The sequence below is a fragment of the Candidatus Pelagibacter bacterium nBUS_28 genome (assembly GCF_051200915.1).
Taxonomy (GTDB): Bacteria; Pseudomonadota; Alphaproteobacteria; order Pelagibacterales; family Pelagibacteraceae; genus Pelagibacter.
Map to the genome: position 1 here is coordinate 918,481 of NZ_CP172844.1, position 11,158 is coordinate 929,638.

The window sequence follows — 11,158 nt, forward strand, 5'->3', positions numbered from 1 at the left end:
ATGTTTAAAAAAATCTTAATTGCAAACCGTGGGGAAATTGCAGTTAGAATTATTAGAGCGTGCAAAGAATGGGGAATTTCAACAGTAGCTGTTCATTCTGATGTTGATAGAGAAAGCATGCATGTGAGAATGGCAGATGAAAGTGTTTGTATAGGGTCTCACCAACCTGCTAATAGTTATTTAAATATTCCTAATTTAATGTCAGCAGTAGAACTTACTAATGCGGACGCTGTACATCCGGGTTATGGATTTTTATCTGAAAATGCTAGTTTTGCAAAAATTCTTGAAGAAAATAAAATAAATTTTATTGGCGCATCATCAAAACATATAGAAATGATGGGAGATAAAATTCAAGCAAAGAGAATTGCTAAAGAGAATGGTTTACCAGTAATTGAGGGATCTGAGGGAGGTGTTACTGATGTAGCTCAAGCTAAAGAACTATGTAAAAGAATTGGATTTCCTGTCTTAATCAAAGCATCAGGTGGTGGTGGTGGAAAAGGTATGAAAATTGTATACAAAGAAGAGGAATTTGAAACTTTGTTTTCTACTGCAAAATCAGAAGCACAGAAATACTTTGGTAATGATGAAGTTTATATTGAAAAGTTTTTTCAAAATCCAAGACATATAGAAGTTCAAATCTTAGCAGGTAAAAATAATGTTGTTCATCTTCACGAAAGAGACTGTTCTGTTCAAAGAAGACATCAAAAATTAATTGAGGAAACACCAAGCCCTATTCTTAATGATGAAATTAGAAAAGATTTATTTGAAAGAACAGTAAAAATGGTTGCAAAAATTGGCTATATGGGTGCTGGGACTGTAGAATTTATTTATGAAGATGGTAAATTTTATTTTCTTGAAATGAATACAAGAGTACAGGTCGAACATCCCGTAACAGAAATGGTAACTGGTATTGATATTATTAAGGAACAAATTTGGATTGCCTTTTCAGGCGAAACAGCCCTAAAACAGAGTGATATAAACCCAAGAGGACATGCAATTGAATGTAGAATAAATGCGGAAGATGCAAGTAAAAACTTTCAACCATCTCCTGGAACAATAGGTATGTGCCATCAGCCATCTGGTTTTAGGACAAGAGTAGATGGAGCTATTTTTCAAGGATACAAAGTTACTCCTTATTACGATAGCATGGTCTGCAAACTAATCTGTCATGGAAGAAATAGAACTGAGGCAATTCAAAGAATGAATAGATCTCTAGATGAGTTTGTAATAGAGGGAATTACTACAACTATTCCTTTACATAAAAAGCTTCTTAGTCATAAAAAATTTATTAATTCTGATTTTAATGTAAGTTGGCTAGATAAAGATACAATAGTCTAATAGCATTTAATAAGCCAAACATCGTATACTGGATGATCAAATGGAGTAATTGATGGACTTGATGAAAACATCCAGCCGTTAAATACAAATACCTCATTATTATTTTCATCAGTTAGATCTTTAACTTGTATGTAGGCAGTAATTTCAGGATTATCGTCAAATTCTGAATTTTTACACTTTAAACTTTTTATAGAGAGATCTTTAAATATTGTTAACTCTTCATTTTTCAATTTTACCAAGGTATTTTTTGAACTAATTTTATCTAAAATTTTTAAATCTGTAAAAACACCTTCTGTATTATCTTTAGCAAATGAGTGATTTATTAAAAAAAAATAAACTAAAATAAAAAGATAAAAATTAATTTTATTATTTCCAACTAGAATATTTCTTTTTGATTCCATCTTTATCTTTGTTTGGATAATACGCTTTATTAGTGCCAGTTAAATTAGATTGATGAGGTTTTTGCCAATCATATTTTTTAAGTTCATGCGTTTTTTCTATTTTATTAGGTGTAAAATGAATCCAAGAGTACCATTCCACTGGTATTTTAGAGGCATCAATGGTATTTGCATAAATAATCCATCTCTTTCCATTTTTACTTTCATAATATCTGTTACCAAGCTCATCACTACCAACTAATTTTCCAAAAAAAATTGTTTTTAATCTAGTACCAAAGGTATCTTGATTCCACCAAGTGAAAATTTTTTTTAAAAGTGTCAACATAAAAATTTTTTATTTATTCAATTAAAAATTGTATAATTTAAATTAGACTAAAATATGAATTTGTATATAAATTAATTGATTCAATATTCAAATTAAAATTTAAATTGGAGTTAAATGGCAAAATATTTAGTTGAGACTTACTACACATGTACGTTTAAAGTTAATCATTACTTGGATGATATAAATGAAACAGAGTTAAAAAATCTTGAAAAAAGAGATGATGGAAAATTCGAGGTACTAGACGTAAAGCTTGATAATCGTAAAACAAAAAGTCTTGATCCAAATAACAATAAAGTCATTAAAAATAAAAAGGTAGAAGTCGTGGCTGAAGTAAACCAAGCTAGCACAGAAAACAAAGAAAACATTATTGCAAACTTCAATAAATCATCTGAAAGAGGTGGTAAAAGATTTGGAATGCCAGATAGAAGAAAAGGTTATATCCAAAAAGCTACTATTGGAGATCATAAAGTTTACTTACATACTGGTGAGTACGAGGATGGAAAAATAGGAGAAATTTTTATTGATACAAGCAAAGAAGGAGAGTTAGTAAAAGCTCTAATGAATAATTTTGCGATAGCCGTCTCATTAGGACTTCAATATGGTGTGCCACTTGATGAATTCATAAGTGCATTTGTTGGAACAAAGTTTGAACCTTCTGGAAAAGTGCATGGTAATGACAGAATACTAAGTGCAAGTTCAATACTAGATTATATTTTTAGAGAATTAGCAATATCATATCAAAATAGAGAAGATCTAGCTCATACACCTTCAATTGGTGGTACCGAGTCAGCTACAAATGAAGAAAATCAATCTGAAGACCAAAACCAATTGTTAAAAATTGTAAAAGATATAACCAGCAAAGGTTTTGTAAGAAATAATTACAAGAAAAATTTAGTAGATCTTTCAGACGTTAAGATAAGTTTAAAAGGTAAAAAATAATTTTATTTCTTATTTTTTATATCGATACCAAGTTCTTTTAATTGGTCTTCGCTCACGTCAGATGGAGCTTTCATCATTAAGTCTTGAGCATTTTGATTCATAGGGAACATTGTTACCTCTCTAATATTTTTTTCATTCGCTAGCAACATTACTATTCTATCAATACCAGGGGCTATTCCTCCATGAGGTGGGGCTCCATAACTTAATGCATTAATCATACCACTAAATTTTTCATCTACTTGTTTCTTATCATAGCCGGCTATTGAAAAAAGTTTATACATAAGTTCTGGCTTGTGGTTTCTTATAGCACCAGAAGAAAGTTCAATACCATTACAGACAATATCGTATTGATAAGCCAATATATCTAAAGGTTTTTTAAAATTTTCTTCAGTTAAATTTCCTTGTGGCATAGAAAATGGATTATGACTAAACTCAATTTTATTAGTTACCTCATCTTTTTCAAACATTGGATAATCAACAATCCAACAAAATGCAAAAACATCATCGTCAATTAAATCTAGATCTTTGGCTATTTTATCTCTAGCGAGTGAGGTAATTTTTTCTAGATCATTTTGCTTTCCACATGCCATGAAAATACTATCACCTACTTCTGAGTTAGTTTGTTTCATAATTTCTTCTAAAGCTTCATGTGAAAAAAACTTTCCAATCGGTCCTTTAGCTGAAAGTTGATCTTTTTTTTCAAAAGTAAAATATGCTAATCCAGAAGCACCTTGTTCTTTCGCCCATTTATCAATATTGTCAAAAAAGCTTCTTGGTTTATCTTTTGTATTTTTAGTTGAAATACATCTGACTTTTGAGCCAGATTTTACAAGTTTTTTAAATATCTCAAACGATACATCTTCTCTTTTAAATATTTCTGTAATATCATTTATAAGTAATGGGTTTCTTAAATCAGGCTTGTCACTTCCATAATTTAACATTGCATCGGCATATGAAATTTTTGGAAATTTATCGTACAATAGTTTTTTATTTGAGAATTTCTTAAAAGTATTAACCATTAAAGTTTCAACAACATTAAAAACATCTTCTTGTTCCACAAAAGACATCTCTAAATCTAATTGATAAAATTCCCCTGGACTTCTATCGGCTCTAGCATCTTCATCTCTAAAGCAAGGAGCAATTTGAAAATATTTATCAAAACCAGAAACCATTATTAATTGTTTAAATTGCTGAGGCGCTTGTGGTAATGCATAAAATTTTCCAGGGTTAAGTCTACTTGGAACTAAAAAATCTCTTGCACCTTCTGGACTTGATGAGGTTAAAATTGGTGTTTGAAATTCTAAAAAACCAAGTTTAGTCATTTCATTTCTAATATACGAAATCACTTTTGATCTTAAGATTATATTTTCATGAATTTTTTTTCTTCTTAAATCTAAAAATCTATATTTTAATCTTATTTCTTCAGCATATTCTTGGTCGCTAAAAACTGGCATTGGTAATTCTTTGCAAGTCCCCAATATTTCAAATTCATTTATAACAACTTCAATTTCACCAGTCTCAATCTCTTTATTAATCGTCTCATCAGAACGGCTAACAACCTTTCCACTCACTTTTATAACGGTTTCAAGTTGAATTTTTTCTAAATCTAAAAAATTTTTATTTTCTTTATCTATAATACACTGGGTAATTCCGTAGTTATCTCGTAAGTCAATAAATAAAAGGTTCCCGTGATCTCTTTTTTTATTAATCCACCCAGAGATTGAAATGTTTTTATCTAAATCATCTTTTCTTAATTCATTACAATTATGTGATCTATATTTATTCAATTATTCTCCTAGGGCTTCTTTTATAATTTTAAAATCGATTGGTTTTTTTCGTTTTAAACTAATTTTGTCGATTTTATATATGAAATCAAAAATTTTGCCATACGATCTATCAATTCTTTTGACGATATAATCAACTAATTTCTTATCTATAGATATTTGGCGATCTGATAAATTTTTTAATATCAGGGCAAACATGAGATCATCCTCGGGTTTTTCGATATTGCATAATAAAAAATTTTTGGACCTTGAATTTAAATCGTTTAACTTAAAGGAATAATCAACAATGGAGTTTTTTGAAGTTAAAATTAGATATTTGTTATCCTGGTCAACAATATTCAATAAAGTAAATAACAAATTTTCATCAATTTTATCATTAAAATTTTCAATGATTATATTTTCAAAAACCTTAATCTTTTTTAGAAATTCATTATCAATTTCTTTGGCCTCAATCTTAATTCCTTTAAACTTGGATAAAAAAATATTTACTAAATGAGTTTTACCAGAAAAATTTTTTCCAATTAAATTTACAAAGTTTTTTTCCCACTTGGGCCAGCTATTTAATAGTTTGAATGCAAATTCATTGCTTTTTGAAACATAAAAATCTTGATCTTTAAAATTTTGATCATAATCAAAATTTAATATTAATTGATTTAAATCACTCATCTAACTATCCAAATTTGATTTCGAATATCAAATTCATAATTTTTATTTTTCATAATTTTAAGAAAGTAATCAGGTGATCCATTAAATATAACTTTATAATAATTATCTTTATTGTTAAATTTATAAATATGATAATCGTATATCAAATCAGTATTGTCTAATATTTCTTCAAATTTTGAAATTTCTGAATTGTCACTGTTATTAATTGAAATAGTTAAAGATATCTTTACCGAAGTATTAATTTCATTTTTACTCTTCCAATAATTTTCATAAATACTTTTTAAACTTTCAATCAATTTATCTGCTTCTTTATAATTATCTATATTAAGATTTTGAAAACTGATATTTTTAAGATCTTCTTCTTGATTAAAGTTTATTTTACTTAAAACTTTAATTGCATTATTTTCTTTATAGATGATTGATATAATATAATCATCAAGATTATATTTTTTTATAATTTCACTAAAATTATAACTTTCCAGGATTTTTGAATATCTTTTTATTAAATTGAAATCGTCTAGATCTTCAGTAGGTAAAACATATCTTAATAAATGATATTTTTGATTATTAGAATTCCAATTATTAAAAATATAATTTTCAGAAAAAATTGAAATTTCATCTTTATTTTTATCCACTATAATTGGTAAAAAAAATATTTTTTTTTCAACTGGAAGAGATGGAAAAATATTTTTTTTTTCCATTAAATTTAATATTTTTTTTTTATTAAATGATACATTTAAAGATAAATAATAAACTTCATTAATAAATTTTTCTTCTTGGATTGAAAAAGTTTCAATCATACTTTTAATTAAACCAATTGGTGTTTTACTTAGTTTTTTTTGATCTTGTGTTTGCAATATTGATAAAACCAACCTATTAAATGCTTGTGCAAAACCTTCATCAATTATCTTGTTTTTATCAAAATTAGTCTCAAAAGGAGTAGATATTTCTAAATCATTGATTGAGAAAGTCTTTGCTTGAATATTTCCTGTGGAAAAAAAAATATTTAACAAAGCAAGTAAGCAAAAATGAATATATAATCTTTTATAATTAAAAAGTTTAATATTAAATTTCATAAAACATATTAATGAATAATAAATTAATAACCTATAAAAAAAGTGGAGTTAACATAAATGCTGCTGATAAATTTGTTAATTTCATTTCATCTGTTTCATCAAGAAAAAAGGGCAAAAAAAAGTTTTCAAATATTGGTGGTTTTGGTTCAATATCAGACATTCCAAATCACATAAAACAACCTAAAATTGTTGCCTGCACAGATGGTGTTGGCACAAAAATTGAAATCGCAAACATGCTTAATAAATATGACTCTATTGGAATTGATTTAGTTGCAATGAGTGTAAACGATTTAATTGTTCAAGGTGCAAAGCCTCTACTATTTTTAGATTATATTTCTATAAATAAAATTGATTTAAAAAAATTAAAATCAATCATTAAAGGTATCGTAAAAGGATGTAAATTGTCTAAATGTGAATTGGTTGGTGGTGAAACAGCTGAAATGCCAGGCACATATGAAAAAGGTAAATTTGATATTGCAGGTTTTGCGGTTGGGATAGTTAGTAAAAAAAAAATTTTAAGTAAAAATAAAATTAAAAATAATGATTTAATTTTAGCTATACCTTCAAGTGGTCTTCATTCAAATGGATACTCTTTAGTACGTTATCTTCTTAAACAGAAAAAAATAGATATTAAAAAAAATATTTTTTTAAAAAAAGAGCTAATCAAACCAACTAAGATCTATGTAAATGAAGTTTTAAAATTAATAGATAAAAATTTGATTAATGGATGTGCCAATATTACTGGAGGGGGATTAGCTGATAATATTCAAAGAGTTATTCCAGATAATTTCACAGCTGAAATAAATTTAGACTTAATAAGAATATCTAAAATTTTCAAATGGCTTCATAAAAAAGGAATATCAGATAAAGAAATGCTTAAAACTTTCAATTGTGGTGTTGGTTTTTGTTTAATCATTAACCCAAAAAAGTTAAATCAAATTAAAAGTTATTTTACAAATAATTATAAACCTTATGTAATAGGAAAAATTACTAAAAATTTTAAAGAAAAAGTTAGACTAAATGGCTCTGTTAACTGGATCTAATAGAATAAATATAGCAGTTTTTATTTCAGGGACAGGCAGTAATTTAAATTCTCTTATCAAATTTTCAAAACTTAAAAAATCACCAATAATTATTAAAATGATTATTTCTAATAATTATAAAGCAAAAGGCTTGCAATTTGCAAATATTTATAAAATTAAAAAAAAAGTATTTGATTTTAAAAATACTTTATCTGAGAAAAAAGTTATCTATGAATTAAAAAAAAATGATATTCATTTTATTTGTCTTGCAGGTTTTATGAAAATTTTATCAAGAAGTTTTATTAAGAATTTTAAAGGAAAAATTATTAATATTCACCCTTCCCTTCTTCCAAAATATAAAGGATTAAATACTTATGAAAAAGCAATTAAAAATAAGGATAAATATTCTGGATGCACCGTGCACTTTGTAAACTCTAAACTTGATTCTGGTAAAATTATTAATCAAAAAAAAGTGAAAATTAATAAATTTGACACTCCTGAAACACTTGCAAAAAGGATTTTAATCCAAGAACATAAACTTTATCCGGCTGCAATAATAAAAGCACTTAGTCTTTAAAAAAGAAATCTATTTCAATTTTTGCATTTTCAACACTGTCAGATCCATGTACAGAATTTTTATCAATAGAAATTCCATATTTTTTTCTGATAGTTCCTTCTTCAGCATCTTTTGGATTAGTTGCACCCATTAATTCTCTATTACCTAATACTGCATTTTCTTTTTCAAGAACCATGACTACAATTGGCCCAGAAGATAGATAGGCACAAAGATCATTATAAAATGGTTTTATCTCATGAACTTTATAAAATTTTTCAGCTTCTGATTTTTCAATTTGAATCTTTTTTTCTTTTAGAATTGAAAATCCTTTATTTTTAAACATTTCCTTTATTTCACTATCTAAATTTCTTTCAACAGCATCTGGTTTTATAATTGATAATGTTTGTTCAATACTACTCATAATCATCCTCTATTAGTTTATTTAATAATCTTACACCATAACCTGTTGCACCACCTGAATTTAACGCTCCTCCATATTTTGAAAAAGCCATACCAGCTATATCTAAGTGTGCCCAAGGTGTTTTGTTTAAAACAAATCTTTGTAAAAATTGAGCTGCTGTAGTTGACCCTGCTCCACCAACATAATTAATATTTTGCATATCCGCATTCTTAGAGTTTATTAATTTATCAAAATTTTTATGTAATGGCATTCTCCACAATTTTTCCTCAACTTTATTTCCAGCTTTTATCAATTGATTTGATAGCTTATCATCGTTTGAAAAAAGGCCAGCATACTCTGATCCAAGAGAAACTATAATTGCACCAGTAAGTGTTGCTAAGTCAACCATAAATCTGGGCTTAAATTTTTTTTCTGTGAAGGTAAGTGCGTCTGCTAAAACTAATCTACCTTCTGCATCTGTATTTAATATTTCAATTGTTTTGCCACTATAAGATTTAACAATATCACCTGGTCTTTGTGCATTACCACCTGGCATATTTTCTACAAGCCCTACAACACCAACAGCATTGATTTTAGCTTTTCTTACAGCTAAGTTTTTCATTAACCCAACTACTGTAGCTGAACCAGCCATATCATAAGTCATATCTTCCATAAATTTAGCAGGCTTTAGTGAAATACCACCTGTATCAAAACAAACACCCTTTCCAACGAACGCCAAAGGTTTAGATTTATTTTTTACTCCATTCCACTCCATTGTAACAAGATAGGATCCTCTAATACTACCCTGGCCTACTCCAAGTAAAGCATTCATTCCTAGTTTTTTTAATTTTTTTTCATCATAAATATTAATCTTTAATCCAAATTTTTTAAGTGAATTTATTCTTTTTGCATATTCATCAGGGTGTAGAATGTTACCTGGTTCAGAAACTAGATCTCTTGCAAAAAAAGTTCCTTCTTCTAATCCTCTAAATCTTAATTGATCTTGTGAGGATATAATATTTTTATTTCCAAGAATATTTATAAGAACAAGTTTTTTATTTTTTTTGGATTTATAGATATTAAATTCATAGGATTTCAGTTTTATTCCATGTAAAAAATAACCTACAAAATTTTTTATTTTACTACTAGCGGTGTCTGAATTTACATAATATTCATTTTTCTTATCATAATTTATATAACTGTGAAATTTAGCTCCCAAGTTCTCTATATCTGAAGTTTTAATGTCTTTCTTAATAGATGCTAAAAATATTGATTTTTTAGAGTTAATTTCAAAGACAAGTAAATCCTTTTTTAAATCGCTATTTTTTAATAAGTCTGAGATATAAGAAAATTCAGAATTTGAAATATATTCTTTTAAACCACTAATGTTGAATTTTTCGTCAACAAACAAGACAAGATTTGATGAAACTTTTTTTGTACTTCTTGTTTTATAATTGATCTGAATTGTCATAAATTTAAATACACTCCTTACGAGTAGAATGCTATATATTGGTAAAATTTAAGAAATTCAATGAAAAAAATTATATTTAGGAAGCTGTTACTTGATTGTTTAACATTTTTCTTTTTAGCTCTATTCGGAATCAGTACAATCATTTGGGTTTTTCAGGCAGTAAACTTTTTAGATATTATGATTGAAGACGGAAGAAATTATAATGTTTATTTCATCTATACTTTACTTAACTTTCCTAAAATTATAAGCAGAATTCTACCGTTTGCCCTTTTTTTTAGCTTTTCTTACACTTTTATTAAATACGAGACTAATAATGAATTAATTATTTTTTGGAACCATGGAGTTAGTAAACTAAGTTTGGTGAATTTTTTTTTCTGGATTTCAATAATAATTATGATGTTCCAAATTTTACTGTTGTCATTTATTGTTCCAAATTCTCAGGAATTGGCAAGATCAAAATTAAGAAATTCTGGAATAGATTATTTTGAAGGTTTAATAAAACCAAAAAAATTTAATGATACAGTAAAAGGACTAACAATTTTTACTGAAGATAAAAATGATGATGAAGAATTTAAAAATATTTATATTAAAAAAAATAATGAAAAAAAAGGATTTCAAATTACATTTGCAAAAAAAGGAGTTTTTGAAACAAAAGGTAATAAAAAAGTTTTAGTTCTGTATGATGGAAAAACTTTAACACAAAATGGTGAAAATATTACTAACTTTGATTTTTCAAAGTCAGATTTTGGCTTTACCAATATGGACTCGCATTTAGTGACACATAAAAAAATTCAAGAACAATCAACAATATTATTAATAAAATGCATGGAGTCTTTTCTTGAAAAAAAAAATTATAAAATAATAAATTGCAACAAAAGTTTCCCTAGAAATATCTATAAAGAAATATTTAAACGACTGATAAGTCCTTTTTATTTGCCAGTTTTAATCTTAATTTCATTATTATTAATTTTAACCTCAAAAGAAAATCTTAAATATAATAAAAACAAGTTTTCAATTTTTTTTCTTGGTTTTGGAATAATTATTTTATCTGAAAGTTCACTAGGCTATATTACGAATAACTTGATAAAAAATATTTCTATCTTAATTTTACCAATAATCTTAACATTAATTATTTACTCAATATTTTTTTACAAATTAAAAATATCTACCAACAAGTTTTAAA

12 protein-coding genes are annotated in these 11,158 nt (G+C 26.6%); 5 read left to right on the forward strand and 7 right to left on the reverse strand.

Annotation, left to right across the window (positions count from 1 at the left end):
* A complete protein-coding gene (accC, locus tag ACIJYC_RS04945; RefSeq protein WP_435165077.1) occupies positions 1 to 1,338 on the forward strand; it encodes an acetyl-CoA carboxylase biotin carboxylase subunit in 1,338 nt (445 codons plus the stop codon).
* Here accC and ACIJYC_RS04950 read toward each other — a convergent pair.
* Positions 1,335 to 1,739, reverse strand: a complete 405-nt coding sequence (locus ACIJYC_RS04950) for a DUF2155 domain-containing protein (protein ID WP_435165080.1) — start codon at positions 1,737 to 1,739, stop codon at positions 1,335 to 1,337. The genes accC and ACIJYC_RS04950 overlap by 4 nt on opposite strands.
* Positions 1,705 to 2,061, reverse strand: a complete 357-nt coding sequence (locus ACIJYC_RS04955; RefSeq protein ID WP_435165083.1) for an NADH-ubiquinone oxidoreductase subunit NDUFA12 family protein — start codon at positions 2,059 to 2,061, stop codon at positions 1,705 to 1,707. The genes ACIJYC_RS04950 and ACIJYC_RS04955 overlap by 35 nt, the downstream gene beginning before the upstream one ends.
* Positions 2,062 to 2,175: 114 nt before the next feature.
* Here ACIJYC_RS04955 and ACIJYC_RS04960 point away from each other — a divergent pair, with 114 nt between their 5' ends.
* A complete protein-coding gene (locus tag ACIJYC_RS04960) occupies positions 2,176 to 3,000 on the forward strand; it encodes a ribonucleotide reductase (protein WP_435165085.1) in 825 nt (274 codons plus the stop codon).
* A gap of 2 nt (positions 3,001 to 3,002) precedes the next feature.
* On the opposite strand, the gene aspS is transcribed toward ACIJYC_RS04960, so the two are convergent.
* Genes aspS through ACIJYC_RS04975 form a run of 3 tightly spaced genes read right to left on the reverse strand, consistent with a single transcriptional unit; the run spans position 3,003 to position 6,526 of the window.
* The gene (aspS, locus tag ACIJYC_RS04965) at positions 3,003 to 4,787 is read right to left on the reverse strand and encodes an aspartate--tRNA ligase (protein WP_435165088.1); all 1,785 of its coding nucleotides are present in this window, start codon (positions 4,785 to 4,787) and stop codon (positions 3,003 to 3,005) included.
* The gene (locus ACIJYC_RS04970) at positions 4,788 to 5,450 is read right to left on the reverse strand and encodes a DNA replication protein (protein ID WP_435165091.1); all 663 of its coding nucleotides are present in this window, start codon (positions 5,448 to 5,450) and stop codon (positions 4,788 to 4,790) included.
* A complete protein-coding gene (locus tag ACIJYC_RS04975) occupies positions 5,447 to 6,526 on the reverse strand; it encodes a hypothetical protein (RefSeq protein ID WP_435165094.1) in 1,080 nt (359 codons plus the stop codon). The genes ACIJYC_RS04970 and ACIJYC_RS04975 overlap by 4 nt, the downstream gene beginning before the upstream one ends.
* Before the next feature lie 11 nt (positions 6,527 to 6,537).
* Between ACIJYC_RS04975 and purM the strand changes: the two genes are divergently transcribed.
* Together purM and purN are read left to right on the forward strand one after the other, a co-directional pair.
* Positions 6,538 to 7,569, forward strand: coding sequence for a phosphoribosylformylglycinamidine cyclo-ligase (gene purM, locus ACIJYC_RS04980; RefSeq protein WP_435165097.1), 1,032 nt, complete (start codon positions 6,538 to 6,540; stop codon positions 7,567 to 7,569).
* A complete protein-coding gene (gene purN, locus ACIJYC_RS04985; RefSeq protein ID WP_435165099.1) occupies positions 7,547 to 8,125 on the forward strand; it encodes a phosphoribosylglycinamide formyltransferase in 579 nt (192 codons plus the stop codon). Before purM ends, purN begins: the two co-directional genes overlap by 23 nt.
* Here the strand turns inward: purN and ndk are convergent.
* Positions 8,115 to 8,525 (reverse strand): nucleoside-diphosphate kinase, encoded by a 411-nt coding sequence (gene ndk, locus ACIJYC_RS04990; RefSeq protein ID WP_435165102.1) that lies wholly within the window; start codon positions 8,523 to 8,525, stop codon positions 8,115 to 8,117. The two genes, purN and ndk, sit on opposite strands and share 11 nt — an antisense overlap.
* A complete protein-coding gene (locus ACIJYC_RS04995; RefSeq protein ID WP_435165105.1) occupies positions 8,518 to 9,975 on the reverse strand; it encodes a leucyl aminopeptidase in 1,458 nt (485 codons plus the stop codon). The genes ndk and ACIJYC_RS04995 overlap by 8 nt, the downstream gene beginning before the upstream one ends.
* 60 nt (positions 9,976 to 10,035) lie before the next feature.
* On the opposite strand from ACIJYC_RS04995, the gene ACIJYC_RS05000 reads away from it, so the two are divergent.
* Positions 10,036 to 11,157 carry an LptF/LptG family permease gene (locus ACIJYC_RS05000; RefSeq protein WP_435165108.1) on the forward strand — a complete coding sequence of 374 codons (1,122 nt, stop codon included), beginning with the start codon at positions 10,036 to 10,038 and terminating at the stop codon, positions 11,155 to 11,157.
* The last annotated feature ends 1 nt before the right edge of the window (position 11,158 follow it).

What these genes read in the sequence shown, in the direction of transcription:
- purM (WP_435165097.1), top strand. Translation starts at nt 6,538, where the DNA reads ATGAATAATAAATTAATAACCTATAAAAAAAGTGGAGTTAACATAAAT.
- ACIJYC_RS04995 (WP_435165105.1), bottom strand. Translation starts at nt 9,975, where the DNA reads ATGACAATTCAGATCAATTATAAAACAAGAAGTACAAAAAAAGTTTCA.
- ACIJYC_RS04970 (WP_435165091.1), bottom strand. Translation starts at nt 5,450, where the DNA reads ATGAGTGATTTAAATCAATTAATATTAAATTTTGATTATGATCAAAAT.
- ACIJYC_RS04955 (WP_435165083.1), bottom strand. Translation starts at nt 2,061, where the DNA reads ATGTTGACACTTTTAAAAAAAATTTTCACTTGGTGGAATCAAGATACC.
- purN (WP_435165099.1), top strand. Translation starts at nt 7,547, where the DNA reads ATGGCTCTGTTAACTGGATCTAATAGAATAAATATAGCAGTTTTTATT.
- ACIJYC_RS04950 (WP_435165080.1), bottom strand. Translation starts at nt 1,739, where the DNA reads ATGGAATCAAAAAGAAATATTCTAGTTGGAAATAATAAAATTAATTTT.
- ACIJYC_RS05000 (WP_435165108.1), top strand. Translation starts at nt 10,036, where the DNA reads ATGAAAAAAATTATATTTAGGAAGCTGTTACTTGATTGTTTAACATTT.
- ACIJYC_RS04975 (WP_435165094.1), bottom strand. Translation starts at nt 6,526, where the DNA reads ATGAAATTTAATATTAAACTTTTTAATTATAAAAGATTATATATTCAT.
- ndk (WP_435165102.1), bottom strand. Translation starts at nt 8,525, where the DNA reads ATGAGTAGTATTGAACAAACATTATCAATTATAAAACCAGATGCTGTT.
- accC (WP_435165077.1), top strand. Translation starts at nt 1, where the DNA reads ATGTTTAAAAAAATCTTAATTGCAAACCGTGGGGAAATTGCAGTTAGA.
- ACIJYC_RS04960 (WP_435165085.1), top strand. Translation starts at nt 2,176, where the DNA reads ATGGCAAAATATTTAGTTGAGACTTACTACACATGTACGTTTAAAGTT.